This is a genomic window from Neobacillus sp. BF23-41 (genome assembly GCF_041106275.1).
In genome coordinates, this window is record NZ_JBGBPR010000002.1 from 1 (window position 1) to 25,356 (window position 25,356).

Below are 25,356 nucleotides of genomic sequence, written 5' to 3' on the forward strand. Positions count from 1 at the left end.
CCTCTTTTTTTCAAAATGACCTGTTGTTTGAACAAATCATCATAACAAATGCCAACATACCTTTTTTCCGAATAAATTTTAATGCCAGGTATAAAAATTTGTGTTTTTCGATTTCCACCATTGTATTTTAACTTACTAGTAGATAAGTGTCAAGCATTGATATGCACCCATGTAACCAAATGGTCCATATATTCCACTCAAATCATTATAGCTCATTCCATAAAGTTTCAATAAATACGTACCCGCCGGAGGCTTTTACTCCGATGTCTGGGCCTACTGCTTTTCTCATTATTGCAACATCCTCGACTGTTGCCCCGTACAAAGAAAAACCAGTTGATGTTTTGACAAAATCAGCTCCCGCTTTTAAAACATGGGCACGGGTATGATACGGCATCATCTGCGGGTCTATTTGGTATGGAAATACAAGGTGCAACAACAATATTTGCCGTCAATTTGAAGCGGATCATTACGCTTTTAAAAGAAAAATAATAGTAATAGTAAATGAAAATAGGCACTTTCTTAGGAGGGAAATCCAACAAGAAAGTGCCTATTTTTTATGAAGTGACAAAATTAATTAAAAAACGTAAGTTTTTCAGTGCCCTCGTATTGAACCGGGGTCATTTTATTTAATCCCCACTGATAGCGATGATTATTGTACTCCTCGATATATGAATCCACTAACTGTTTTAGTTCATTTAAACTATTACAATCTTTATAATCCACCTCATCTTTAAAATGACCAAAGAACGATTCCATTGGTGCGTTATCCCAACAATTTCCCTTACGGGACATTGATTGAGTAATCCCCAATTTCTTTATTTTTGCTTGAAAGAGGGGATGTGTATAATGAAACCCTTGATCTGAATGAAGGATAGCCTCTGGATGAAAACCTTGTTTCAAAGCTTCCTCAAGTCTACTTAATGTGTTATAAACAATATCCATTTCTAATGAGGAGGACAAATAATGAGCTAATATTTCTTTCGTACTTCCATCTTTAACACTGGATAAATAGGCTTTTTGACCATTTGAATAATATAGATATGTAATATCAGTTAATAACACTTTCCCAGGCGCTTCCTGATTAAATTCACGATTTAAAAGATTAGGGCAAGTACGATGTTCTTGAGTAGCTTTAGCCATTTTTTTATAAGGTTTTGCCTTTCTCACCTTGGCAATCAGTTGATATTTGCGCATTAACCTTCGAATTTTCTTATGATTCAATTCCACAAAACAATCATTTTCTAAGATTATTTTGATTTGTAGAGCGCCGACTTTCTCCTTCTTCTGTTGAAAGATAAACTGAATTAGTTCGTTGTTGATTTCATCTTCTATATCTTTACGCTGGCGAATAGGAGCTGACTTTAACCAAGCATAGTATCCACTTCTACTTACTCCAGCTAGTTCACATAGAAAACTCACTTGGTTCTTTAATTGGTGTTGACGAATGGTGTGTTCAATAAGTTGAAATTTCTCTGATGGTGTTAAAATCGTTTTTTCTTCTACGCCTGCCTCTCTAGTTCCTCTAGCTTTTTTAAGAAGTCATTCTCAGCCTCTAATAATTTGATTCTGGCTTCAGCCTTTTTAAGCTTTTCTTCTACAGATAATTCCTTTGAGGATGGTCGTCCACTAGCCGCCTTTCCGTATACTTCTTTCCACATCCGTGACAAAATCTGCTCTTGCAGGTGAAACAGACATACACAGGCTCTGGATCACCCTCCGCACATCCCTTGCATTCATATAGTGCATAACCCAGATCCCGGCTTCCGCACTTTATTGCTTTCAGCACTGTTTCTTCAATGCTCTTCCGAACTGATTCAGGTAAGGCTTCGGCATGCATCTCCCAGAAACCGTGAAAGTGATCCTTTAGTATTTGTTTAATTGTCCCTTTCTTTTTAAACGATTTCTGGCTTCCCATACCGCTCTCCCTCCATTTTCCATTTTACACCGCTTATCCACAGTTCGTCATCGCGCATAATTTCCTATACAATTAAAAAATTGCGTGAGTACGCCGACGCCAACAATCGGAAAAATAAATCCAGACAAGAATTTGTGTTTTTTTTCTGTTTTCCAATTTCACATTGAACTTACTAGTTGATAAGTTATCAAGCGCCCTTAACTTCTCTACATTTCCCATACTACCATCAGGATTCCCTGACACCCATCGGCGGTTCATTCGAGGTCATAGCTGAAGGCTCGCCACCTCATCCATCATTTGCCGCATGGAAGCTGCATACTCCGTGCCGAATTGGAGTTCGAATTCAACCTGGGCGCGATCCCATCCCGCTCTTCCCAGCTCGATACGCTTGAGCCCTTCGTCGGTGATCGACACGATTCTGGCTCGCCGATCGGCTTCACTCACTTGAATCGTGATCAGGCCGTCACGCTCCAGCGGCCGAAGATTGTGCCCGATTGTGGCACGGTCCATGGTCATAAGTTCGGCGAGCTCCATCATCGTCTTCGGACCCCGGTGGTTGAGATGGCCCAAGATGGAGTACTGCGTAACGCGCAACCCCGACTCAGACAAGCAGGCGTCGTAGAAGCGCGTGATATGGCGCGACGCGCGCCTTAACTTCGTACAGTTACAAAGTCCTGGGATATCATCGATTGTGGCCATTACATCTAATCCTCCCTAACGCTGCCAGATGGTTACCGGACACTTATTTTTGCCCGTAAGCTTTACGCTGCATCATTTATTTTCTCATTACTATTAAACACACTGATCAAATAAAAATAGAGGCCTGTTCCAAAAACGGCTGTGATTATTCCCATGTCAATGAGAGAAGGTCCCTGCCAGTTTTCTGGCTGATCGTGCCGCCAAGTATACATGTAATGATCAAAATTGCATTAATGATCATTAATACGATTGTAGCTGGTTTCCCCGGGATTTTCAAATGGGCTTTAAGGTAACTTTCCAAATAGAACCAGTATGTGCTGCGCAGTGTGTGCAAAACGAATACCTTTTACGAAAATTGGTAAAATACATGTAGAGTAAGTTTTGTCAGGAGGGCCTAACTGTGAAATGGTTAAAGAAATGGCTGTTCAAGAAATCGGTAATTCTAGATCCGGCACATGAGTTTGATGATAACGGGTACGGCAACCTATCCTCCGACTTAGAACATAATGAAGCATTATTAAAAAACATATTCCAAAACTGTTCGGATATTGTATACCGTAAAATTGCTCGGGCCGGAAACATTTAATGGCTTGTAGTTTACCTGGAAAGCTTAGTTGACGAGAAGCTGCTTGATGACCATGTACTTAAACCGCTGATAGCCAAAGGTTCGAAACTAAATGTCAATCACGAGGAGTGATAGCGGAAGAAGATTGTGGTAAGACCTATCATTGGAAAAACATAAGTAAGCTTATTGAGAAGTTCTGCAGAATTCGTATAACCCCAAGCCGAACCTAGAATACATAAGAGTGTAACCGGTGTAACGACTCCCCGATATTCCCGAATTTCGAAAAGCTGGCTTATATGCAGACAAAGAATAAATAACAGCACCGACACTTTGATAAATATTCCCATCATCCACATCGAGACAGCAAGTGCCTCCAAGCGTTCGAAGGATCCCTTGATACCGATATATTGAATGACGCTTAATAATGAAAACTGCAGTTTATCCGTTAACGGACCGAAAACCATAATCGTCAGCAAATCAATGATAAGAATAAGAATAACGATACTGAGCAGCGTGACCAGAGAAATCCTGCGCGCCTTCTCCGGTTGATTTAAAAACGGCAGGAGCCAGCCCCCAAAAAAGAATTGACTCATCCAAGCGGATGGGACATAGGCTCATTGCAATATCTGCAGCTTTCCTTCCCCTAAGAAAGGCTTAAATTGTCCCGGATCTGATTCCTTAATCGCCAAAATAATGAGAGGAATCAAAAGAACAATTAATAGCGGCATAAGGAACTCATTGCATCTTCCGATGACCTCAATTCCCGCATATACGGCCAGACCGCAAAGGATCAACAACGACAGGCTCACGACGATCGATGGGCTTTCCGGTAATAAAACCAAACTAATAAATCCGATATGCGTACTTACTATTTGGCAAATCATTACAAACAAAAAGTAGAAGTAATAAAAACCCAAACATTTTCCGAGCCATTTGTCGACAATTTTTGAACTGTATTGGGTAATCGTCAAACCCGGATAACGTTGTGCAAGTACCGTCATCACCCAAATGCTTAATAATCCGGTTAAAGCAGCTGGAAACACCGACATCCAAGCATCTTGCTTGGCGAACGCCACCATTACTCCGGGAACGATAAGGATAATGGTGGCACCCACAAAAGAAAAAAGTAATAAGCCAAGCTGGGTTCCTGTAATCCGCATATTTACCTCTAGTCATATTCATAAAGGTATTCTATTTTTCTCTAATCGTATCCTTTCATTCAAATTCGCGCCCTTTTAAACCGATTGGTTCATTAGGCTGTTCTTTCGGCTCTTGGAAATATCAAAAGGCCTAGCCGCTGTTATCGGTTAGACCCCTTTATTTTTGTATATGAAGGATTGCAGCCGACAATCCGGCGTGTTTCATTCCCCGGGGTTTGCCCCCTTAGTCGGCTCACCAAAAAGCAACCTGTCTTTATTTGAGGTTATTTGGTGGAACCAAGGGGGATCGAACCCTGAATTCGGAGTTCAACTGAACCTGAAGTTGCTGAAATCAATCGAGACTAGCAGCAGATCCTTGACTGGCTCGAGATTGGGTCCACGCAAATATGCGCGGCGTTTTGTCGGGAAACGAAGCCCTTCGATCTCAACGAAGTCGTAGACATAGTGAGCCGCTGGAAAGCCACCTGAGACATCGACATGGTAATCGTGCCTGCGCAGCAGCAAGTCATCGCCAAAGTAGAAGTCTTCCTCCTTGCTATGACTAGCGACGTATTCTGGAAAGCGCACACGCAAACCGTGCCAGAGCTCGTTGCCCTCTTGCAAGGGCGGGATTTCGCTGACCTCGAATCCTGGCATGACCATGAAAAAAGGTGTTGTCAGGTACATCCACAATGCGTACCCGTTGAAATATGCTCGATGAAGCGGGTCCCATGGTGTGTTCATCGTGTGGTTAGCAAACGATGTCCTGGGATCGTCTCGCTCACGTACGGTTTCCCCAGAGAGGGACTCAATCGCAATACGATCTGGCGTAAAGGCAGTACGCCAATCCGGTTGACCATAAGGAGTAACAGAAGCGAATACCGAATGGAGCGCGACTGTCATCTCACGAGGATTGGGATCTTGTACGAGTCCTTTCATTGCCCATAATCCGCCACCGGTGACGATCGTGGCAGTCAGTGAACTAAATTTTTTCCAACGGTCAATTCCGCCGTTCGCGTCTATGACTTTTGCTAATAGGTTGTTCATATGCCCCTCCTTAAGTGGTCGTAATCTATCAACACAGGTAGAAATAAGGTTGTATCGTTCCCTATTATGAGAAGGAGATGCGGGCATATTCATGCCCGCGGGAGTAGCTTTGTATTGTTTCGATTCAATTAGCTCCTTTTAATAATCCGAGTTTGGATAAAAATAGGACGAATCGATCTTGCCTTGAAGCCTTACTTTAAGGAGACTGGAAAAGTGCAACGCAGCTCCCAGCGGCCGTTTATGAATTGCGATTTGAACATTAGCATTGTCTTTATTGCGCGTTAAAATCGTAATCCCCCTAATATCGACGCCGGACTCGCATTCTTTATTTTCAGATTCTTCTAACTTCAAGGTATTATTTATTTTTAATCCAATGACATGTTCGGTTATCTACTCTAAAAGTGTTAAGACCAACGAGGGACGTCTATTTTATTACAATTATTGAGGTTATAGAAGGTATAAGTGTTCTCGGTTTATGGCACACGAGCAGCGCCTGTGTTCTGGGCAGCTTCAGCAACTGCCGCCGCCACGCAGGCTGCGACCCGCTGGTCGAACGGAACCGGAATCACATAGTTTGCGTTCAATTCAACGGGGTCGACTAATTCAGCAATCACCCTCGCTGCGGCAATCTTCATCGCCTCGTTGATCTCGGATGCTTTGGCGTCCAATGCACCGCGGAATATGCCGGGGAAAGCAAGCACATTATTAATTTGATTCGGATAATCGGAGCGGCCGGTACCCACGACTTTGGCTCCCGCTTCGTACGCCGTCTCCGGTAAAATTTCCGGTTCGGGATTGGCCATGGCAAAAATGATCGGATCCGTTGCCATCGAGCGTATCATGTCCGCGGTTAACGCCCCCGCCACAGAAACGCCGATGAACACGTCCGCACCTGCTATAACTTGCTCCAGTGGGCCTCTCATCAATTCCCGGTTCGTCATGGAGGCGATCTCGCTTTTGATGGCGTTCATGCCTTCCGTCCGCCCCTCGTAGATGGTTCCTTTCGTATCGCAAACAATCAGTTGATCCACACCTACATGAAGAAGAAGCTTGGCAATGGCTATTCCAGCAGCACCGGAGCCGTTTATCACTATCCGCAGCCCCTCCAGTTTCTTATTTACGACTTTGGCTGCATTGATCAAGCCGGCTAGTGTGACGATTGCAGTACCATGCTGGTCGTCGTGAAAAACAGGGATATTCAGTTCCTTTTTAAGCCGTTCTTCAATTAAAAAGCAGGAGGGTGCCGCAATATCCTCGAGGTTGATGCCGCCGAAGGACGGCTCTAGCAACTTGACCGTTTCCACAATCTTGTCGACATCCGAAGTATTTAAGCATATGGGAAATGCATCGACCCCGGCAAACTGCTTGAACAAAACCGCTTTTCCTTCCATAACCGGCAGTGAAGCGTGCGGACCGATGGATCCGAGTCCCAGGACTGCCGTACCGTCGGTAACAACCGCCACCGTATTACCTTTATTGGTATATTCGTATACCTTATCTTCCATTTTATAAATCTCTCTGCACGGCTCGGCTACGCCGGGGGAATAAGCGAGGCTTAAATCCTTGGCGTTTAAAACCGGGACTTTGGAGACAACACCAAGCTTGCCCTTGAAGTGGCGATGCAGCTCCAACGCTTCCTCTCGTAAAGACATACTGTCCTCCCACCCTCATCCAAATATGTTTATCTTGTCAATTTACCCTCGAGCTTCCTTACGTCAAAGGCGAGGAATCGGCAGCCTTACTGCCGATTGAGCAAATGCGTCTGGAACCATTCCAGGGCTGCGCTGCTTGATAGATCGAAATATTGCGTGTACGGGTCAAAATGTCCTCCCGGTATCAGCACCAGTTTTTTAGGCTCCAGTGCTTGTTCATATGCAGCAAGCGACAAATCGGTAGGCGTAATAAAATCGTTTTTTGCAACCAACATTAAGAGCGGTGTGGGACTGATGTTGGCGATAAAAGCTCCCGGCTCGTAGCCTCTTGATAATTCGATCGAACGCAGCGTGACTTTGTTGATGAATTTATCCGAGCCTTTCGTATAGAATTCAATCGCATCCTTAGACTTATAGACGCTATTTTCAAATTCTCCGCCCGTAACGACCGAATAATAAACGGGACTTTCGCCGCGTTGCCGGTTAAGTCTGTCTTCGGCAAACGAGGACAACAGCTCTGTGAGCGCCTCTCCGTTCACTCTTCTTAGAGCAATTTTCGAGCCGCTGATCGTCGGTACTTGGGACACGACGCACTTTACTCGTTTATCGGTCGCGCCGACAACCAAAACATGGCCCCCGCTGTAGCTTGTGCCCCATACTCCGATTGCATTGCTGTCGACTTCCGGTAGTGAGCCGGCGTATGTTATGACATGCCGGTAGTCCTCCACTTGCTGCCAAGGATCGATTTCGTGCCTTGGGGTTCCATCGCTGTCTCCAAAATTCCGATGATCGAACAGCACGACTGCAAATCCGTTCGCGGCAAATTTCTCAGCGTACGGCTCCAAATACATCTCCTTCAGTCCCGCATATCCATGCGCCATCACAATGGCCGGTTTTTGCTTATTCTCGCCGGCTTGCGGCAAATACAGCCAACCTCTAAGGACGGTTCCTTCCGCATTAATTTCCACATCTTCTCTTGTAAAAGCCGATTGTTTATTCATAGCACTTCCGCTCCTTTTTACGTTTGATCAGGAGGCGCGGGCAAATAGCAAACTTGCTGCATCGCATTTTTTGCTTTCGCAAGTCCCCTGGATATTGCCCGCAGCAATCTCTTATAAAAACAGATAAAAAAATGAATTTGGTTAAAAATAAGACGAAGCGATTTTTGCTCTAGTGGGATTGGTTGATCGAGAAATTGGCACTTCGTTCCTTCTTACTTGCCTTTAAACGGAAATGCAGGTCGCGGTTTGCCTTCTTTAAACGCTTCGACCGAGACTGGTAAAGCAAGTTTTACATCCTCACTTTCAAACAATGGGAGCCCTAATTCCAGCACTGCCTGATCCGCGGCGGAAAGGCCGCCTGTCGCCCAGATTCGCAATAAGGCTTTGTGTACCCCGTGGGCGCTTGTCGGGCCTATGGCCAATTTCTCGACAAAGTTCATCGCCTCATCGAACAATTTGTCGTCCGTCACAACCCGGTTTATCACGCCGTGATTCTCCATAACCTTCGCAGGAACCTGCTCGGAAGTAAACGCCCATTCGATAGCCTTCTGTCTCCCCGCGCGTTCCGCGACACGGTAAACACCTCCAAGTACCGTAATAATACCAAGAGTTTGCTCGGGGTGGCCGAAGCGTGCGGTTTCTCCCGCAAAGATGACATCCGCCCGAACGGCGAGCTCGAGTCCGCCGCCGAAACATAGCCCTTGTACCGCAGCGACGGTCGGGATCGACAGCGACTCAAACCGGTTGAAGGTCACCAAATACCGCTCCAGCAAGGTGCGCAGCTCGTGCGCCGTCATGTCCGGCCAAGGTACAATGTCTCCTCCGAAGCTGAAATCCGGACCTTCCGCACGTATAAGCAAGGCGCGCGCATCGCTGTTTCCTATGGTATCGAGCGCTTCGTCGAATTCCTCTATCATTCGAGGTGAAAGACGGTTCTGCGGCGGATTGTTCAGCGTAATGACAGCGATCTGATTCTCTATCTTATAAGTAAGGTGTGCCATCCCGTTATTCTCCTTTCTCGGAATAAAAGTACGACGGATCGATCTCACCGTGAAGGCTATCTCCTAGCACGGCAGAAAACTTCAATGCGCCTCCCAGTGGGCGATGATGAATCGCGATATGAGCGATAGCTTGATTTTCGCTGCGGGTAAGCACGGTGATCCCCTTGAGCAGAACGCCGCCAAATGCTTGCGCTTCCCATTCTTTATACTCCTGCAGACCTGAAGTCGCGCTCTTCGTAAACGTCAAGCTTTCGTAAATTTTGCTGGCTGCTCCCATGACCTTCCGAACGTTTTCCCGACCGGTGATTGGGGCGTTCAAGACTGCGGCCTCGAGCACAACATCTTCTGCGAAGGCTTCGCCGAATGCGGCTTCAGACTTTTGGGCAAATGCGTTTTCCCAGTCGTTCTTAATCGATTTGTTCATAGCTATCACTCCCAATCAAGTTTTTGAAGATATTCTCGGAATAAAAGTACGACGGATCGATCTCACCGTGAAGGCTATCTCTTAGCACGGCAGAAAACTTCAATGCGCCTCCCAGTGGGCGATGATGAATCGCAATATGAGCGATAGCTTGATTTTCGCTGCGGGTAAGCACGGTGATCCCCTTGAGCAGAACGCCGCCAAATGTTTGCGCTTCCCATTCTTTATACTCCTGCAGACCTGAAGTCGCGCTCCTCGTAAACGTCAAGCTTTCGTAAATTTTGCTGGCTGCTCCCATGATCTTCCGAACGTTTTCCCGACCGGTGATCGGGGCGTTCAAGACTGCGGCCTCGAGCACAACATCTTCTGCGAAGGCTTCGCCGAATGCGGCTTCAGACTTTTGGGCAAATGCGTTTTCCCAGTCGTTCTTAATCGATTTGTTCATAGCTATCACTCCCAATCAAGTTTTTGAAGATATTGGTTTAAATGTTGCGCAACGGCTTCCGCATGTTCCACATGAGACCAGTGGCCACCACCGGCGATATCTTTCTCGGTAACGCGGCTAAACCGCGACACGATGCCTGCAACCATCTCTTGGGTGACGAACGGGTCATCCATCCCCCGCATAATCAGAGCCGGACGCGTAAATTGACTTGGTGAATGGCCGTCGGGATGACCTTCGTTCCACGCATCGACGAGAGCGGCGACAACGTCCGGTCTGACATGTACGCTTAACCCGCAAAGCAGGTCCAATTTGTCGTCCGTAAGCCCGGGAGAAAATTGCCTGCGCACCGCCATCTCGATCTCGGGGTGCTCGCCGAGCTGCTTTAAAGGAGCCACCACTTCAGCCGGCGCCTTGACCCCTCCGAGCGGGACAGGCGTAAGCAGCGCCAATCCTCGAGCAAGTTCCGGATGCAATCGAGTGACGAGCTCTGCGATTTGCGCTCCCATGCTTTGCCCCACAATGACAAAGGGTTTGCCGATCTCTTCGATGACGGAAGCAACATCTGCGGCATAGCGATCAAGCGATATTTCTCCATCTACAGCCGTTAGCGCCCCCATCCCAGGTAAATCGAGGTAGACTTTTTGCAAATCTTTTTCCGCAATTAAGGCGACGACATCGTTCCAAACCGCGCTGGCGTCCATAAAGCCATGCACAAAAATAATGGCGCGAGAACCGTTGCCGGACGTCGTAAAAGGAATGGTTGCTTTCAGATCATTCAATCGGTTCATGTTTTCTTTCCTCCTGTGTGAGCATAATAATCACAAAACGGATGCATGTCTGTCACGTGACTCATGTTCATAGCCATCTGACTGCGAAGGAATAAACATAGTCATCTTATAGTCTTATATGCCCGTTTTTGCGGTCCAGATTCCCGTCATCAGCACGAAAACCTGCAGGAAATTCCGGCCGCTTTCGCCTTTTAACAGTTCTTGAATCGGAACGCTGCGTTTCTTTGTTTTGTGCCCCTTTTGTCCTTCAACGTTTGCTTTTCATTCGTTCGGCTCTTTGGTGCACGGATGTTCCCGAATGAGAGGCTCGTCATGAGTGCAATCAGTTGTGTACGCCGATTTTCGGGCTTAAAGCTATCCAGGCAGACGGAACAAACAAGAAGCTTCTACTGCTTATCGACAAGGTTTATCGCCGGGCAATTTGGAGCATATACAGGTTATGCAGAACGCTGGAACTACTCCTCCATAACGCTGCCGGAAGGTGACCAGTTCTTCTGATTGACAGCCGCCCAATCGGTGGGCCGGCCGTCGAGGCGATGCATACGCGAGCCCTCGCGACTCTTTAGAACTTCAGGATCCAATGGCGTCGTGAACACATTTTCGACGAGGGTGTATTCAGCAGCGAGGCGACCTACTGGCGCAAGAGCTGCCGTATCCACATGGCCTTTCTCATGGTTGTAAACGTCATCACGGATATGATAGCGGACAACACGGCCCCAAATGACATGATCCTCGAATTCGCCAACCGTAAACACTCGTTCGACCTTGCATTCCATGGATACGGGCGTGAGCGCGACTCGCGGTGGTTTCACGACGACGCTGGGTGCTTTTTCAAGCCCAACGGCTTCGAACTCGTCGACCTCCGACGCTTGCTCAAACGCCGATTTGTGCATCTTGTCAGCGAGGGGCATCGTGACAAGATTGAAGACGAATTCCCCCGTATCGCGGATGTTCACGTATGTATCCTTCAGCGTGCCGTCCGAACGGTGTTGAATGGTAATCGACAGCATCGGGGGCTTTCGACCGACGACCGTGAAGAAGGAGATCGGTGCAATATTGGCGATGCCGTCCGCGGAAAGCGTGCTGATCCAGCCAATCGGCCTCGGGACAACCGTCGCGACCAAGAGTTTGTAATTGCGGGCTGCGTCAAGCTCGTCTGCATTTAGAATCATAAGACTACCTCCAATTTAAGTTTGGGTGTGGGCTGATCCTCAGCCGCACAGAAATGCAATGCATCGACCGCATTTCGAAAGCGTTTGCAAAACTTCGAAAAAAACAATGACACCCTTATTCGCTCAATGGTGAATAGCATGTCGCCGTATCGCACCGTTATCGCCGCGTGTTCTTGGTAACACCGTGCTTTCGGACGACTAAAATGCGATAGCTCCGGCGCCCTCTATTCACGTTAAATCACTTCCAAGTTTGATCCCTCAAAGCTCCAATATCCCAAGCCTTGAATTTCAAGGTGTCTTGCATAAGACCATTATAGTCTTATATGCCCCTATTTTCAAGTGGGAGGAACCAATTTCCTTCGGCGCGACGCGCCTGCACTGTACATACACCAGTATAAAGCCGCTTTGCCTAAAGCTAAAGCATCCTAAGTTTCATCTTTTTATGACCGCCATTGTGCAAACGAAGATCCCTTTTAATTATGCTTTGGCAGCATTTGCTGCTCCCCAAAGCGAACCAGGGTTTGCTCGATTTGGATAAAGATCAAGCATTGCATCGTATAAATCTAATACGGTGTCTGTTTCTTTATCCAAACGAATAAAGTCTAACAGATATTGTTTCGTTTCATCCAATATTTTGGGGTTATTATCATTTTCGGGGACTTTGTGACCCGCAATAACAAATTTGGGATTTAGTTCTTTCAAGCGATCGATCGCTTGGATCCATTCAAGTCGAGAACTCTCTGTTGTTTCAGTTAGATATTGATGGATTCCATTGTAAGCAGCATCACCAGCCACTAGTAATTCAATATCCGAAATCCATAATGATGTTGTATTTGCCGTATCCGTAAATCCAGCTTCAATGATTTCAAATCTATGTCCTTCAAGTTCAAATAAATTTGAATCGATCACATCGGGCAATGCTTGGGGTTGAGAAATTTGATTAGGGAAAAGTTTATTCCAAAAACTTTCAATATATTGTGGAGATCCTTGTTCATAACTTTTCTCAACAGATCCTTTCGTTGCTATTGCTTTAACATGTGGAAATTCCTCTTTTAATTGCTTGATTCCAAAGAAATGATCCCCGTGTCCGTGCGTGATATAAATGTATTTAAGGTTACGATCATAAGACTTTATCCAATCAATCAATTTTTGGTTTTGTTCAGTAGTGGTAAAAGTATCCACCAGCACCGCGTCTTTTTCTCCATAAATGAGAGTGGCTGTATTGGAAACCCATTGAAGTTCTTCTTTTCCTTTTGGTAGGTTTCTTGTGACACCTGCACGTTTTATGCATAATTCAGCGAATTGTAAGTTTGACATTCTAACCATCCTTAAATTTTATTTTTACTATACGACAACCCCATGAAAGTCTGAACACCCATCCGCTCCCAATAAATAGTAGCAGTCAGTGAAGGAAAAAAGGAGTAATCTCATATAGAATATGATGACTTTCTTTTTAGTGCATTTCTAACTTTAATTTGATAGTATCTAAACCTCCCTTATTAGTTAGTGTGATTCTTCCTTTGCAGCATACGGGGCATCGACTAATAAACTGAAAGCGTATGCAATTTTATTATAGTCTCATATGCCACTAATTTCAAGTAGGAGAAAAACTTGGGTCACAAGCCGGATTTTCGTACGATCAGTGACTTCCGTAAAGATCATCTGGAATTACTGCCGGGCCTGTTTAAGCAAGTCGTCCAAATTGCGATGAAGCTTGGCTATGCTTCCCACGGACACGTGATTTATATCAAGTTTGAGTTTGGAATAATTAAGATAAATATGGCTCAATACACTGTGTATTCCAATGGTTTGGCAGACATTTGGTTAGATTAATGAGTTTTAAATTCGAAAGCTTTGTGAACAATGCCTTCAATTTGATATCACCTTCAAGAATCGGTGATAGAATGAACTACAAGAAGATTTTCAATATAGTGGAGTTGAAAATGATGTTTAATAAGATTTCTCTTATCACATCAATGTTGTTTTTTCTATTGGGAACGAATGTCTTTGCCGATTCTAGATTAGAAGTCTCTTCTCCTCAAATTAATCGAGTATTAAGCCAAACAGTTCAGGTTATCCCCCTGACCACTGTTAATCATAAAATAGTTTCAGCAAATAAAAAGACCATGACACAAATGGAGCATGCCTCATCGACTCCTAAACAAGAGAAGGATGATGAGCCTACCGTTAATAATTATGTTATTCCTGTTTTGGTCGGTTTATTTTTTATCTTCGGACTGGGGAGTTACTGGCTAGTATTTCGTAGAAAACATACGTAGAACTAAGAGACTCTGGAGGTTTTTTCCTTATAGATTGATGTGCTATTTCTTAAACCAAACAAATCTGATTGTGGCTTTTAACAGAAGAAGCGTGAATCCAGTTGAGATTCACGCTTCTTTTTTCATCCAAAATGGTGCCTGACACCATTTCATTTCTGACGCAGGACTGCTCGAACTGGACTCCCATCTCCTTCGACTAATGGGAGCGGCAGGGCAATGAGTTCGTATTCTCCTGGTTCAATTTCATCGAGCATTAGTGACTCTAAGATGTGAATGCCATGTTCATTCAAGCTATGATGGGCAGGCAGCTCTTTACTGTCGATTGGATCAACAGATGGAATATCCAAGCCGATAAGCTGAATCCCTTTCCTTCCTAAGAAAGGAGCTAAGTTTGGTTCAATATTTGGGATTTTTTCAGGAAATTGATTGGGATTTTCCCACGCAAGGGTTCTGAACAACACTCGTTTGCACCCATCAAGATCAATCTCTCTTAAATCAGCTGCACCAATGCTTTCCTTTCCAATCATATCAATAACCTTCGCTGGACCGATGTATAGATTAAGGTCCAACTCAATGATTTTTTTTCCTGCGTTATCAAAATGAAACGGAGCATCCACATGTGTTCCTGTGTGGGTACTTAATTCGAGTCTGCCAACATTAACAGAGCCGCTTTCCTCCATTGGCCATGAGACCTCGTATTTAAAGGTGGTATCACCTGGCCAGACTGGCATCCCGTTTATTAGCTTTCTAGAAACATCAAAAATCTTCATTCCAATCCACTCCCCTAGACACTATTTTTGACTGTATCACCATTATTTCATTCTTTTTCATTAGAATCCATGAAAAAAAGACAGGTTTGATTCCTGCCTTTGTTAATGAAACGATTTCCAAAATTCGCTGTTACCATTAATGATATTCTTTAGGTCCTCAAAAGGGATGGTAAAGGTAGGAAAACCAGCGGCAAAAGCGGCGATTTCATATGGATTAAAGTAGATATTCAAGCCCGCCTCACTAATAAAAAATGACTGATCAGCTTGGATTCCATGGTACTCATCAGGAAATAAGTAAGATGAATATTCTTCATTACTTTTTATTTGATCACCAATCAAATCACTGATAACTTTCACATACGGGCTGCCAGACTTAAAGAGGTCTTTTAATTGATAGATCGAGCCTGTTTTAAGGTTAATATGAGCATATTTTTCCACTGGCATTCCGTGAGCGGCACAAAACGGGTAGTCGTACCCTGTTATCTTAATGACCAGTAAATTTTTCTCGTAAAGGGTTACCTCAAAATCCCCCGTATAATTCGATTCCAACTGTGTATGTGCCGGCATGGGTTTTACCCCCGCCAGCTCCTTTAAAGCATGATTTACTTTTTCCTGATGAATTTTCATACCTTCAATCTGCGGGAAATAGACTAAATAATCCTTATTCGGCTTATATTTTTGCTCGACAACTGAATAGTTATTATTTAGCGGGACAATCGTGGCTTGCTTCCAGAGTAACTCACCATTTCGATTAAAATAGTGCAGGCGCTCGTCAACATCACCTTTGATTAACGTTTTCTCAAAACTAAGCGAGCCGCTGCCCCTGACCATTGGCAGCTGTTCGATTCTCTTTCCAAGTTTGTCAATAAAGTAAGTATGCTGAGCATCGGAGACAGAGGCAAGGCCGTCCTGAAATTTCGTGATTCCATTAAAGATAAACCCTGTGAGGATATGACCACCCGAATCTGCTAAGGCGTAAATAGACCTCATACAGGGTAGTTTCGGATCCATCTCTTTCCCGATAGCAAAGCGTTCCTCATCTAGATATAAGATTTGGTTATAGTTTGGCTTAATCACATAATGGCCAGTTCGATCAATAACGCCATACTGTTCCCTATTATTATCTGAAACACTAACAATGGCACGTCCGTCTATAAATGACTCTGCAGATGAAAATTTAGGCTCTATGACGATTTTTCCGTTTTCATCGATATATCCAATCTTCCCATCGTTGTTTTCCTTAAATGCAAGCAAACCTTGGCCATAATTACTGACATAAGCATAAGGGTACGATTGTAATATCTTTCCGGTAAGGTCGATTAATTGAAAACTGCCATCTTTTGTTTTTACAATTGCTTTCCCCTGATGAAAATCACTAGCGGCTTCTAAGGTTATCGGAATAACCACTTTCCCTCGTTTATTCAAATAACCGTATAAATACCGCCCATGCTCATCTTTTTCTACAGCACGTACGCGCCCCTCTTTATACTCTCCGACAATAATCGAATAAGCCCGATCCGTGATTTCTTTGCCACTTTCATCAATCACCTTGAATCCTTGAAGGTCGTTGACAACGGCCCGGCCTTCTGAAAAAGGATTAATTGTATCGTATTTGGGCTGCACAATAAAATACCCATGGGCATTAATAATTCCTGATTTGTCCATTAAACCAACAATAGCTAAATCATTCTCCTGAAAATCCGCGGCATGTTCATAGCTGTTAAGAAGAATCTGTTTCCCTTTCGCATCGATATAGCCCCACTTCTTTCCGCCAATTTCCTTCATCACCACTGGGAAAAGGTAGACAGCTCTTGTCTCTCGAAAAATTGAAAGCGCTCGGACTGCCTTTTTCTCCACCTCAGGAGGCATGGGGTAATAATATATAAAATGACCAAAGTAATTTTTCAGAACAAATAAATAGGGCTTTCGGTTAAGACGATACACCCCAAATATTTCATATAGGCCATCCCCATCTATATCCATATATTGGAGCATCGCTTGTGAATCTCGATATTCCAATTCTGCTCCAGCTGGGAGGTATGGCACTATCCAAGTTATTAATTCTCTGGTAGATCCAAACATCATAACTCACCCATTTTAGTTTTCTATATTTATATGATGAAATGTGGGCTATGTGTTTAACACGGATACGGGAAAACACCGCTAATTATTTTATGTTTTTTGCTTCAGGGATGAGTTGTTTCCATTCTTCATAGGAGATGATTGAATCCCAGTGACCTGTTATTTTTGCAAAAGTAATAATAACGAAAAATAGCACGAAGAAGGTAACTGGTACAAACCATTTATTCACCTTTTTACGCGCAACCGTCATGTTGAGTGTGTCTTTTACGGGGCATGCCTCTACACAGGACATACATGCTGAACAATTAAAAGAATTTACAGTCTCCACCTTGTGTACCTTTAATCGTTGCGGACAAACCTTTGTACACATTTCGCAGTTTGTACAAGTATCTTCATTCCGCTCAATTTTTGTAATCCTAAAGATACTTCCAAGACCAATTAATGCACCGTACGGACAGAGGAAGCGGCACCAAAAGTTTCTAAAGAATAATGACAAGATGAAGATCACAATAATAAACTTCAAGGCAAAGCCTCCAAGACTTGTGAATAAAAGAAGCATTTTCACATCAGAGACCTTATTATACGGCTCCTCGAGAAAGCTTTTAGCAGTAAAAGTAGGCATTTGAACAACCATTAGGACAAAAAAGAGCATCAATAAGTATTTAATAGGTGTTAAAAGCCAAGTTACCCATCGTGGAATTTCAAAATTCCTTTTAAACATTTTTCTGCCAAACCAGCCAATCATTTCACTAAATGTTCCAACAGGACATATCCAGCTGCAGAACGACTTACGAAATATAATTCCTGCACCCACAAAAAATGCTAGTAAAACCAGACCCGCAGGATGAATCACATCAAACTCTCCACTCGTCAGCCATACCTTTAAGGCGACCAAGCCGCTGATTGGTAAAAAACCTTCGACCGCAGATGGCCGTTCAACGAAAGGAGTTTTTCCGAGGGTTTCAAAATGCAGATAAAATTGATAAAACTGCAGACCAATATATAGTAAAAACAGCAGGAACAAGCCTTGAACAGTATATCTTGTCATTTGCACAGGCTTACGTTTCAACTGTTTCTTATACCATGCTTTTGATTTCATAAGGTTTTCCTCCAATCCTGTTACATCAACTATAAAGAACATACAATTCATAGAATGTAATAAAAGTCATTGAGAATATTGAATTCATAAAGAGTTCACATAACCATTCTTAAAAATGTCAACTAAGTTCATTACCATTGAAGAAAACCTCATAAGAAAAGGCCAGAGGATGTATCCCCTGGCCTGTTTTTGTTTCTATTTTTCTGAAGCAAATAAAATATTATTTTGTTTCCTTGCCTCTTCTGTGATTCGAAGGACAATTTCGCTCCAACTTTTTAATTGCTGATATTCTTGATCATTTTCGGTTTCAATAATCCTGGCAATATTTTTACATTCATAAACCATGTTTTGTTCTTCTAGTTCGACACTCAAGATTTCGCTCTCTATTCCACGGTTGTCAACGAAGGTTATTTTTGAAATCGGGGCCGCATCCTCGAGGACAAAGGTTCCCTTTTCTCCATGTATTTCACACGGTAATTCCGAATGAGATATTTTCGAACAAAGGATTGTACAAACAAAATCGTCATACGTTAACACAAGTGTTCCACTTCCATCCACACCGCTGCGGAGGAGGACCGGGTGATAGGTTACCTGCTTGGGCTCACCAAACAACCCGACGGCTAAATAGAGTGGATATACACCTAAATCAACAAGTGCGCCGCCAGAATAGGTGGCAGAAAAAATATTTGGTTCCTCCCCTTGTAAAAATAAATCATAGCGGGAGGAATATTTCATGTATGGTAACATGGTACTTCGCAACTCCCCGACCATAGGGAGCTTGTCCTTTAATATTTTGAAATTAGGGGTATGCACATTTCGAATTGCTTCAAATAAATAAACCCCATTTTCCTCCGCTGTCTGGTATGCCTCCGCCAACTCTGCACTATTTGAAAATATTGGTTTTTCGCAGATCACGTGTTTCTTATTTTTCAAAAACATTAGTGTCTGGTCAAAATGGACTGAATTTGGCGATGCTATGTATACAGCTTCTATTTCAGAACTTGTCGCCATCTCCTCTAGATCTGTATAAAAATTAGGAACATTATATGTATCTGCAAATTGTTTCGCTTTATCCTCTGTTCTTGAATAGACACTAGTTAATTGCCATTGACCGCTAAGTTGTGCTGCTTGGATAAAGGATTCAGTAATCCACCCTGTCCCGACTGTACCAAAGTTAATCATTGTACTTCCCCTTCCTTTATATATCTTCAAGAAACCATTGTAGTCTTTTTCAACCGCACTTGCCAATTCCAAATGTCAAAAAAATGAGTAAACATTTCATTTTATGTGTGTTTTTCACATGAATTGTAGGGAACAATGGAAAAATATCAGTATTTATGTTATTTATAAAGTAGTAGTTAAGAATGAAAGAGGTTGAAAAGGGTGGAAAATCATACATCAAACTTTATTAAAGATATTATGATAAAAGATTTGGAGTCCGGAAAGCACAACAAAATCGTCACTCGGTTCCCGCCAGAGCCAAACGGTTATTTACATATCGGACATGCAAAATCGATTGTAATCAACTTCGGCTTGGCAGATGAATTTAACGGGCTTACCAATTTACGATTTGACGATACGAATCCGTTAAAGGAAGATATCGAATATGTAAATTCGATCAAAGAAGATGTAAAATGGTTAGGCTTTGAATGGGATAACTTATTATTTGCATCGAATTATTTTGAAGAAATGTTTAGGAGAGCGGTTCTATTAATTAAAAAAGGATTAGCCTATGTTGATGACCTGTCAGCGGATGAAATTCGTGAATACCGTGGAACACTTACCGCGCCCGGCAAAAATAGCCCCTATCGCGATCGCTCCATAGAAGAAAACCTTGAATTATTTGAAAATATGCGAAATGGTATGTACGACAACGGTCAAAAGGTCCTGCGGGCAAAGATTGATATGTCATCAGCAAATATTAATTTACGTGATCCTGTTATTTACCGTATTGCTCATGCGACACATCATAACACGGGCGATAAATGGTGCATTTATCCGATGTACGCATTTGCTCATCCACTCGAAGATGCGATTGAAGGGGTAACTCATTCGATCTGTACGATTGAATTTGAGGATCAACGCCCCCTTTATAATTGGATTGTTGAAAACTGTGAAATGGAAAGCATCCCACAACAAATTGAATTTGGCCGTTTAAATGTAACCAATACTGTGATGAGTAAACGAAAGCTGAAGCAATTGGTTGACGAGGGATTTGTTGATGGCTGGGATGATCCGCGTATGCCGACGATTTCCGGGATGAGAAGAAAAGGATTTACCCCTGAATCGATTCGTGCTTTTGTCAGTGAAACTGGCGTTCATAAGGGTTCAGGTGCAGTTGATTCACAAATGCTTGAACATTTTGTCCGTGAAGATTTGAAATTAAAAGCACCTCGTACCATGGGCGTAATCAACCCATTAAAGGTAGTCATCACGAATTATCCAGAAGGACAAATTGAATTGCTTGATGCCGAAGTCAATTCTGAAAATCCTGAGATGGGATCAAGGAAAATTCCATTCTCTCGTGAAATCTATATTGAACAAGACGACTTCATGGAGGAACCACCTAAGAAGTATTTCCGACTATTCCCAGGCAATGAGGTCCGCCTTAAAAACGCTTATTTCATTAAATGTGAAGAGGTTGTCAAAGATCCAAATGGTAAGGTCGTCGAACTGCGCTGTACTTATGACCCTGAAACAAAAAGTGGTACAGGTTTTACAGGCAGAAAAGTAAAAGGAACCATTCATTGGGTAGAAGCAGCACATGCAGTTCCTGCTGAATTCCGACTTTATGAGCCGCTTATTTTGGATATAGCCGATGAAGCTAACGGGGCTGAAAAATCCTTCCTTGATAACGTTAATCCACATTCACTTGAGGTGTTACAAGGTTTTGTAGAACCAAACATGAAGGAAAGCAGACCGCAGGAAAAATTCCAATTCTTTAGACACGGTTACTTCAACGTCGATCCCAAAGAAACGACAGTCGATAAGTTAGTATTTAACAGGATTGTTTCCTTAAAAAGTTCTTTTAAAATATAACAGCAAAGAACCAGGCGCAAAACATTGCCTGGTTCTTTTTCTATTCTATAATAGAGATGGGTACTTCTAAGATAAGTTTGGTTCCCATCCCAGGGGAAGAACTAATAAATAGTTCTCCTCCGACAGAGCGAGCACGCTCATCCATACTAAACAAACCTACACCCACGGATTGATTTTTAATCTCAAAACCCTTTCCTTTATCCTCAACCATCACCCGGACGATATCATCCAGCTCTCTAACAGTCACCGTTGCTTCGGTAACTTCCGCATATTTTCGGATATTTGTTAGCGCCTCCTGAATAATTCGGTAAATCGTAAGTTCAATGCTGATGTTCAAGCGGCGATTTAACACGCATTCAAAATAAACATCAATATGATAGTGGTCAGAGTAACGTGATAGAAATGAGCGAATGGCTGGTACTAAGCCTAGGTCATCTAAGACCGACGGTCGCAGCTCCCATGAAATTTCGCGGATTTCTTCGATTAACTGGGTTGCTTCTTTTTGCATCTGCAAAAGAAGCGGATGATCCATTTCGGCAAGAAGTCGATTGATTGTTATTAAATGACTATAAAGGTTTTGACCGATACCATCGTGTAAATTACGCGACAAGCGCTTACGTTCTTCTTCTTGAACATTGATGATGGTTGTCATCATGTTTTGGAGTTCTCTTTCGACTCGCTTTCGCTCGGTGATCTCATAACGAATCGCTAAGTATTGATAAGGCTTTCCTTTTTCATTTAAAAAAGGGACAATCGTGGTATCCATCCAATAATATGTACCATCTTTTGCTCTGTTACAAATTTCACCTTTCCAGACTTCGCCGGAACCAATTGTTCTCCACATTTTTTTAAAAAATTCTTTTGAATGGTACCTGGAATTCACAATTCGATGATCTTGACCCAGGAGTTCTTCTCTGGAATATTTCGAGATATGACAAAATTGATCATTTACATATGTAATTATCCCCCGAGAATCTGTGATGGCAACAATAGAAGATTCATCGAGCGCAAACTTTATATCTACCAATTCTTGCATCGATTTTTTTAATTCTATCTCAAGGTCTGCGAAATTATTTGCAGGCTGGTCCATTTTCTTGTCCATTAGCATCCCCCTGCATCTTTCATAGTATCTGCTCCTTTAATATCTGTTCCAAGGCTTGAGCGGATTCTCTTACATACTGCTGATCTTGTTCATTAAACGTTGTGGTTCTTCTATTACCAATGAGCAAAACCCCTTTTGGTACAGCATTAAAAAATAAAGGGACGGCATAGGAGGAAACAAGTTTTTCAGCAAGCATAATTGGATAATCTGTTACTTTTCCGATAACTCCATTCGGAAAATCTGTTATCATCATCGGACTGCCACTTGAGATTATTTTTCCCGCGATCCCTTTACCGAAACGGACGGTTATTCTTTTGTATTTATCATTTAAATTGGCGGATGCATAATGCCACCTAACATCCGGGCCCACTTCATTTTGCAACGCCAAGGCTACAAATTCGCAGCCTACCACAGCCATAAGACTGTCGCAAACCTTGATAACCTCTTGCAGTTCCATAATCTCTTTCATCCCAAGTAACTCTCCTTAAATACCATAACCTAATAAACCTTTCCTAACTGCGTATTCCACTAACTCAGGTCTGGTTTTCATCTGAAGTTTCTCCATCAAGTTACCTTTATGGGTTTCGACCGTTTTTACACTGATTACCAGCTGTTCAGCAATTTCCTTATTGGAATACCCTTTAGCAATAAGTGTTAGAACTTCTTTCTCCCGCTCTGATAAAAGATTATACGTATCATTCCCATCTTGTTTTACGCTGCTCAAATATTCTTCCATCAATCGCTTCTGTGCAGATGGATGTAAATAGGCATCCCCGACTGCAACTGATTCGATTGCTGACATTAGTTCATCATGTGGGGCGCTTTTTAAAATACAGCCTGAAGCTCCCCCTTGAATTGCTCGAAAAAGGTATTCTTCATCATCATGCATCGTGAGAATCAAAATATTTATTTCCGGCTTTAGCTTTTTTAATTCGGTCGTTGCCGACAAGCCGTCTTTTCCATGTGGCATACTTAAATCCATGACTACGACATCCGGTTTTAACTCCAAGGCTTTTTTGATTCCTTCATTGCCTTCTGATGCTTCACCAATTACTTCCATTTCAGGATTTGTGTTCAAAAGCATTTTTAAACCCATTCTAACTACGGCATGATCATCAACCAACAGAATCTTTATCACTCTTAACTCCCCTTTAATCCCTATTTACTAACGGAAGGGCTAGCACTATGGATGTTCCTTCTCCTATTTTAGAAGAAATGGTACACTGTCCGCCAGTCAGAAGCATTCGTTCTCTCATGGCCGCAATACCTGATGAAGGATTAATGAAATTGTTTTCGTCCTGTTGAAACCCTCTGCCGAAATCATAAATGGAAATTTTCAGCTCTTGCTCTGACCAAATAAAATTCATTTTTACATTGGATGTATCTGCATACTTGGCAATATTGGCAAGTGCCTCCTGGCATACACGAAATACCGTGATCCTATTTTTTTCAGATATCCACTTTTCTTCACCCGTTGAATCTAAATCCACTAGGATCCCAAACGTGGATGTATATAACTTAATATAGCTTTTCATGGCTGGTAGTAAACCAAGAGTAGTTAGGGTAGGCGGATGCAATTCAACCGAAAGAAGCCTAATTTCTTGAATGGTCTTTTCAATCAACTGCGACATTTCGCGGACATAACTTTTCATATGCGGCTCTTTTGCACCAGATTCAATAAACTGCAAGCCTGTTAAAATACTATATAGATTTTGTCCAACACCTTCGTGCAGCTCTAAGGCAATCCGTTTTATTTCTTCCTCTTGGGAATGAATAATATAAGAACTAATCTGCTGTTTTGAATTTAATACATCCATCCCGCACCTCCGGTTATAAAAAAAAGGCAGGTTCTTTTTTAAAAGACCTGTACCTTTTTTACAGTATACGTTAAGCCGCTCTCCGAATCAAAAGCCGACCATTGTCCATCCATCTGACTTACTCGACAAGAAATCGGTACCGCAAGAAAATAAAAATCATCAAAATAAAAGCGGATATGGGTTCTATCAGGACAGAACTGCACCTTCTTTATGGTTTTCTTCACAGCTGGTGCCTTATCTCCACCATCCGCATCTTGAATCGCAATTGCTACCGGCACACCCACAAATATGTTCAAATCATCTAATTTAATGAGTTCCACAGCTGTTACATCCTCTCTTCACAGGATAGATGAACATCTTGAAGCCCTGCAAATACTCCCAAAACTTCTCAGCGGCATTTTCCTCGATGAATTGAATCGTTTCTTCTTCAGAACCCCAGTCACTCATTCCTTTTATTTCAGCAATAACCATCTCTGCCCCATCGAGTGTTTTTTCTTCAAGAAACCAATTTAGGCGTTTTTTCGAAAAAGTGGTCTTCAATAACTCATCAATTTCATGGCTAAAGCTGCCTGCTTCTGGCCGGACAAAACAAAAATCAATATAGGTTTCACTAGTCATTGATATTCACACCTTTTTTATAAATAAGGAATGCGACCGGAAATAATATAACGTTAATGACTGCAGCAATAATTGTATTAGTATAGTTTTCATAAAAGTATTGATGAACCATATATTGTGTAAAGATAATGTTCAACATCAACACCGCAAGTAGTAGGGCAACTGGCAAATAACTACGCTTCATAACGCTTCACCCCCACGGCATAAACCACTCCGTTTTCTACTTTTACATAAATTTCAGGAAGTGGACGTCTCGGTGGACCAGCAATCGGCGCACCTGTTTCCACATCGAATTTTCCGTGATGACAAGGGCAAAGCATTTCTCCTTCATCCTTTTTCCAAAACACAGGGCATCTTAAGTGGGTGCACGCATTTTGGTAGGCTACATATTTATTTTCGGAGAGTCTAATTAAAATAGCACTATCATGTTCACCAGGAAAAGCAAAGTCGACTGCATCTCCGATAGGCAGAGATTTAACATCGGTAATTTTTTGCTTTGGATATTTTTTATCGCCCAATCCTGTTAATTCTTTTGCAGCCAAGACTCCCCAAGGAAGTGAAGAAACAGCGAAAACACCTGCCGCACCAACTAGTGTTTTCATAAATCCACGTCGGTCGAGCTTTCTTTCATTATTGCGGTTTATATTATGTGTGTAATTATCTTCTTTGAACGGGATTTTATTATTTTTATCTGTCATGCGAATC

General features: G+C 42.7%; 29 protein-coding genes and 2 pseudogenes. 4 read left to right on the plus strand and 27 right to left on the minus strand.

Features of this window, described 5'->3' with window-relative positions; genetic code table 11:
• Nucleotides 1–205 precede the first annotated feature (205 nt).
• The 5 genes and pseudogenes from AB7942_RS03155 to AB7942_RS03175 all read right to left on the minus strand — a co-directional run.
• Nucleotides 206–367, minus strand: a pseudogene (locus AB7942_RS03155) (deoxyribose-phosphate aldolase); the annotation flags it as partial.
• Between the two features lie 203 nt (nt 368–570).
• Nucleotides 571–1,488: an IS3 family transposase gene (locus AB7942_RS03160; RefSeq protein ID WP_369446125.1), complete on the minus strand. Its 918-nt coding sequence runs from the start codon at nt 1,486–1,488 to the stop codon at nt 571–573.
• An 11-nt stretch (nt 1,489–1,499) separates the two neighbouring features.
• Nucleotides 1,500–1,658: a hypothetical protein gene (locus AB7942_RS03165; RefSeq protein ID WP_369446147.1), complete on the minus strand. Its 159-nt coding sequence runs from the start codon at nt 1,656–1,658 to the stop codon at nt 1,500–1,502.
• Nucleotides 1,595–1,915 carry a transposase zinc-binding domain-containing protein gene (locus tag AB7942_RS03170; RefSeq protein WP_168244575.1) on the minus strand — a complete coding sequence of 107 codons (321 nt, stop codon included), beginning with the start codon at nt 1,913–1,915 and terminating at the stop codon, nt 1,595–1,597. The genes AB7942_RS03165 and AB7942_RS03170 overlap by 64 nt, the downstream gene beginning before the upstream one ends.
• Before the next feature lie 264 nt (nt 1,916–2,179).
• Nucleotides 2,180–2,614: a MarR family winged helix-turn-helix transcriptional regulator gene (locus AB7942_RS03175; protein ID WP_369445765.1), complete on the minus strand. Its 435-nt coding sequence runs from the start codon at nt 2,612–2,614 to the stop codon at nt 2,180–2,182.
• A gap of 400 nt (nt 2,615–3,014) precedes the next feature.
• Here AB7942_RS03175 and AB7942_RS03180 point away from each other — a divergent pair, with 400 nt between their 5' ends.
• Entirely contained in the window at nt 3,015–3,200 is a 186-nt protein-coding gene (locus tag AB7942_RS03180; protein ID WP_168244577.1) for a spore germination protein, read from the plus strand.
• Between the two features lie 98 nt (nt 3,201–3,298).
• Here AB7942_RS03180 and AB7942_RS03185 read toward each other — a convergent pair.
• The 10 genes and pseudogenes from AB7942_RS03185 to AB7942_RS03230 all read right to left on the minus strand — a co-directional run bounded on the left by AB7942_RS03185 (nt 3,299) and on the right by AB7942_RS03230 (nt 13,162).
• Nucleotides 3,299–4,339 (minus strand): annotated as a pseudogene (locus AB7942_RS03185) (GerAB/ArcD/ProY family transporter).
• Nucleotides 4,340–4,645: 306 nt separating this feature from the next.
• Nucleotides 4,646–5,365 (minus strand): hypothetical protein, encoded by a 720-nt coding sequence (locus AB7942_RS03190; protein ID WP_168244580.1) that lies wholly within the window; start codon nt 5,363–5,365, stop codon nt 4,646–4,648.
• A gap of 473 nt (nt 5,366–5,838) precedes the next feature.
• Nucleotides 5,839–7,017: an NADP-dependent malic enzyme gene (gene ystJ, locus AB7942_RS03195; RefSeq protein WP_168244581.1), complete on the minus strand. Its 1,179-nt coding sequence runs from the start codon at nt 7,015–7,017 to the stop codon at nt 5,839–5,841.
• Between the two features lie 86 nt (nt 7,018–7,103).
• Complete coding sequence (locus AB7942_RS03200) at nt 7,104–8,018, minus strand: alpha/beta hydrolase (protein WP_168244582.1); 915 nt, start codon at nt 8,016–8,018, stop codon at nt 7,104–7,106.
• Nucleotides 8,019–8,230: 212 nt separating this feature from the next.
• Nucleotides 8,231–9,019 (minus strand): enoyl-CoA hydratase/isomerase family protein, encoded by a 789-nt coding sequence (locus AB7942_RS03205; protein WP_168244583.1) that lies wholly within the window; start codon nt 9,017–9,019, stop codon nt 8,231–8,233.
• Nucleotides 9,020–9,023: 4 nt separating this feature from the next.
• Nucleotides 9,024–9,443, minus strand: coding sequence for a nuclear transport factor 2-like protein (locus tag AB7942_RS03210; RefSeq protein ID WP_210427057.1), 420 nt, complete (start codon nt 9,441–9,443; stop codon nt 9,024–9,026).
• Nucleotides 9,427–9,885, minus strand: a complete 459-nt coding sequence (locus AB7942_RS03215; RefSeq protein ID WP_168244584.1) for a nuclear transport factor 2-like protein — start codon at nt 9,883–9,885, stop codon at nt 9,427–9,429. The genes AB7942_RS03210 and AB7942_RS03215 overlap by 17 nt, the downstream gene beginning before the upstream one ends.
• Before the next feature lie 5 nt (nt 9,886–9,890).
• Complete coding sequence (locus tag AB7942_RS03220; RefSeq protein WP_168244585.1) at nt 9,891–10,673, minus strand: alpha/beta fold hydrolase; 783 nt, start codon at nt 10,671–10,673, stop codon at nt 9,891–9,893.
• A 455-nt stretch (nt 10,674–11,128) separates the two neighbouring features.
• Nucleotides 11,129–11,845, minus strand: coding sequence for a flavin reductase family protein (locus AB7942_RS03225; protein WP_168244586.1), 717 nt, complete (start codon nt 11,843–11,845; stop codon nt 11,129–11,131).
• Between the two features lie 477 nt (nt 11,846–12,322).
• Nucleotides 12,323–13,162, minus strand: a complete 840-nt coding sequence (locus AB7942_RS03230; protein WP_369445766.1) for an MBL fold metallo-hydrolase — start codon at nt 13,160–13,162, stop codon at nt 12,323–12,325.
• A gap of 294 nt (nt 13,163–13,456) precedes the next feature.
• Between AB7942_RS03230 and AB7942_RS03235 the strand changes: the two genes are divergently transcribed.
• A complete protein-coding gene (locus tag AB7942_RS03235; protein ID WP_369446148.1) occupies nt 13,457–13,678 on the plus strand; it encodes a hypothetical protein in 222 nt (73 codons plus the stop codon).
• Nucleotides 13,679–13,788: 110 nt separating this feature from the next.
• Entirely contained in the window at nt 13,789–14,124 is a 336-nt protein-coding gene (locus tag AB7942_RS03240; RefSeq protein WP_369445767.1) for a hypothetical protein, read from the plus strand.
• 149 nt (nt 14,125–14,273) lie between these two features.
• On the opposite strand, the gene kynB is transcribed toward AB7942_RS03240, so the two are convergent.
• The 4 genes from kynB to AB7942_RS03260 all read right to left on the minus strand — a co-directional run bounded on the left by kynB (nt 14,274) and on the right by AB7942_RS03260 (nt 19,254).
• Nucleotides 14,274–14,894 (minus strand): arylformamidase, encoded by a 621-nt coding sequence (kynB, locus tag AB7942_RS03245; protein WP_369445768.1) that lies wholly within the window; start codon nt 14,892–14,894, stop codon nt 14,274–14,276.
• Between the two features lie 102 nt (nt 14,895–14,996).
• Complete coding sequence (locus AB7942_RS03250) at nt 14,997–16,979, minus strand: WG repeat-containing protein (protein WP_369445769.1); 1,983 nt, start codon at nt 16,977–16,979, stop codon at nt 14,997–14,999.
• Nucleotides 16,980–17,061: 82 nt separating this feature from the next.
• On the minus strand, nt 17,062–18,075 hold the full coding sequence (locus tag AB7942_RS03255) for a 4Fe-4S binding protein (protein WP_369445770.1): 1,014 nt from the start codon (nt 18,073–18,075) through the stop codon (nt 17,062–17,064).
• A 195-nt stretch (nt 18,076–18,270) separates the two neighbouring features.
• Nucleotides 18,271–19,254: a Gfo/Idh/MocA family protein gene (locus AB7942_RS03260; protein ID WP_369446126.1), complete on the minus strand. Its 984-nt coding sequence runs from the start codon at nt 19,252–19,254 to the stop codon at nt 18,271–18,273.
• 204 nt (nt 19,255–19,458) lie between these two features.
• Here AB7942_RS03260 and AB7942_RS03265 point away from each other — a divergent pair, with 204 nt between their 5' ends.
• The gene (locus AB7942_RS03265) at nt 19,459–21,114 is read left to right on the plus strand and encodes a glutamine--tRNA ligase/YqeY domain fusion protein (RefSeq protein ID WP_369445771.1); all 1,656 of its coding nucleotides are present in this window, start codon (nt 19,459–19,461) and stop codon (nt 21,112–21,114) included.
• Between the two features lie 40 nt (nt 21,115–21,154).
• Here AB7942_RS03265 and AB7942_RS03270 read toward each other — a convergent pair whose 3' ends face one another.
• The 8 genes from AB7942_RS03270 to AB7942_RS03305 are packed head-to-tail and all read right to left on the minus strand — an operon-like array spanning nt 21,155 to nt 25,349.
• A complete protein-coding gene (locus AB7942_RS03270; protein WP_369445772.1) occupies nt 21,155–22,216 on the minus strand; it encodes a PAS domain-containing sensor histidine kinase in 1,062 nt (353 codons plus the stop codon).
• 19 nt (nt 22,217–22,235) lie between these two features.
• Nucleotides 22,236–22,685: a GAF domain-containing protein gene (locus AB7942_RS03275; RefSeq protein ID WP_369445773.1), complete on the minus strand. Its 450-nt coding sequence runs from the start codon at nt 22,683–22,685 to the stop codon at nt 22,236–22,238.
• A 15-nt stretch (nt 22,686–22,700) separates the two neighbouring features.
• Nucleotides 22,701–23,354: a response regulator gene (locus tag AB7942_RS03280; RefSeq protein WP_369445774.1), complete on the minus strand. Its 654-nt coding sequence runs from the start codon at nt 23,352–23,354 to the stop codon at nt 22,701–22,703.
• 13 nt (nt 23,355–23,367) lie between these two features.
• Entirely contained in the window at nt 23,368–24,033 is a 666-nt protein-coding gene (locus AB7942_RS03285; RefSeq protein WP_369445775.1) for a sensor histidine kinase, read from the minus strand.
• A 38-nt stretch (nt 24,034–24,071) separates the two neighbouring features.
• Nucleotides 24,072–24,353, minus strand: a complete 282-nt coding sequence (locus AB7942_RS03290; RefSeq protein WP_369445776.1) for a hypothetical protein — start codon at nt 24,351–24,353, stop codon at nt 24,072–24,074.
• On the minus strand, nt 24,340–24,651 hold the full coding sequence (locus AB7942_RS03295) for a hypothetical protein (RefSeq protein WP_369445777.1): 312 nt from the start codon (nt 24,649–24,651) through the stop codon (nt 24,340–24,342). The genes AB7942_RS03290 and AB7942_RS03295 overlap by 14 nt, the downstream gene beginning before the upstream one ends.
• The gene (locus AB7942_RS03300) at nt 24,644–24,835 is read right to left on the minus strand and encodes a hypothetical protein (RefSeq protein ID WP_214715297.1); all 192 of its coding nucleotides are present in this window, start codon (nt 24,833–24,835) and stop codon (nt 24,644–24,646) included. The genes AB7942_RS03295 and AB7942_RS03300 overlap by 8 nt, the downstream gene beginning before the upstream one ends.
• Nucleotides 24,825–25,349, minus strand: coding sequence for a QcrA and Rieske domain-containing protein (locus AB7942_RS03305; protein ID WP_369445778.1), 525 nt, complete (start codon nt 25,347–25,349; stop codon nt 24,825–24,827). The genes AB7942_RS03300 and AB7942_RS03305 overlap by 11 nt, the downstream gene beginning before the upstream one ends.
• Nucleotides 25,350–25,356 lie beyond the last annotated feature (7 nt).

Coding starts and splice junctions, on each gene's coding strand:
- AB7942_RS03275 (WP_369445773.1), bottom strand. CDS start 22,685: ATGAAAGAGATTATGGAACTGCAAGAGGTTATCAAGGTTTGCGACAGT.
- AB7942_RS03175 (WP_369445765.1), bottom strand. CDS start 2,614: ATGGCCACAATCGATGATATCCCAGGACTTTGTAACTGTACGAAGTTA.
- AB7942_RS03170 (WP_168244575.1), bottom strand. CDS start 1,915: ATGGGAAGCCAGAAATCGTTTAAAAAGAAAGGGACAATTAAACAAATA.
- AB7942_RS03200 (WP_168244582.1), bottom strand. CDS start 8,018: ATGAATAAACAATCGGCTTTTACAAGAGAAGATGTGGAAATTAATGCG.
- AB7942_RS03220 (WP_168244585.1), bottom strand. CDS start 10,673: ATGAACCGATTGAATGATCTGAAAGCAACCATTCCTTTTACGACGTCC.
- AB7942_RS03210 (WP_210427057.1), bottom strand. CDS start 9,443: ATGAACAAATCGATTAAGAACGACTGGGAAAACGCATTTGCCCAAAAG.
- AB7942_RS03295 (WP_369445777.1), bottom strand. CDS start 24,651: ATGACTAGTGAAACCTATATTGATTTTTGTTTTGTCCGGCCAGAAGCA.
- AB7942_RS03165 (WP_369446147.1), bottom strand. CDS start 1,658: ATGTGGAAAGAAGTATACGGAAAGGCGGCTAGTGGACGACCATCCTCA.
- AB7942_RS03230 (WP_369445766.1), bottom strand. CDS start 13,162: ATGTCAAACTTACAATTCGCTGAATTATGCATAAAACGTGCAGGTGTC.
- AB7942_RS03255 (WP_369445770.1), bottom strand. CDS start 18,075: ATGAAATCAAAAGCATGGTATAAGAAACAGTTGAAACGTAAGCCTGTG.
- ystJ (WP_168244581.1), bottom strand. CDS start 7,017: ATGTCTTTACGAGAGGAAGCGTTGGAGCTGCATCGCCACTTCAAGGGC.
- AB7942_RS03205 (WP_168244583.1), bottom strand. CDS start 9,019: ATGGCACACCTTACTTATAAGATAGAGAATCAGATCGCTGTCATTACG.
- AB7942_RS03215 (WP_168244584.1), bottom strand. CDS start 9,885: ATGAACAAATCGATTAAGAACGACTGGGAAAACGCATTTGCCCAAAAG.
- AB7942_RS03305 (WP_369445778.1), bottom strand. CDS start 25,349: ATGACAGATAAAAATAATAAAATCCCGTTCAAAGAAGATAATTACACA.
- AB7942_RS03300 (WP_214715297.1), bottom strand. CDS start 24,835: ATGAAGCGTAGTTATTTGCCAGTTGCCCTACTACTTGCGGTGTTGATG.
- AB7942_RS03270 (WP_369445772.1), bottom strand. CDS start 22,216: ATGGACAAGAAAATGGACCAGCCTGCAAATAATTTCGCAGACCTTGAG.
- AB7942_RS03250 (WP_369445769.1), bottom strand. CDS start 16,979: ATGATGTTTGGATCTACCAGAGAATTAATAACTTGGATAGTGCCATAC.
- AB7942_RS03285 (WP_369445775.1), bottom strand. CDS start 24,033: ATGGATGTATTAAATTCAAAACAGCAGATTAGTTCTTATATTATTCAT.
- kynB (WP_369445768.1), bottom strand. CDS start 14,894: ATGAAGATTTTTGATGTTTCTAGAAAGCTAATAAACGGGATGCCAGTC.
- AB7942_RS03225 (WP_168244586.1), bottom strand. CDS start 11,845: ATGATTCTAAATGCAGACGAGCTTGACGCAGCCCGCAATTACAAACTC.
- AB7942_RS03240 (WP_369445767.1), top strand. CDS start 13,789: ATGATGTTTAATAAGATTTCTCTTATCACATCAATGTTGTTTTTTCTA.
- AB7942_RS03190 (WP_168244580.1), bottom strand. CDS start 5,365: ATGAACAACCTATTAGCAAAAGTCATAGACGCGAACGGCGGAATTGAC.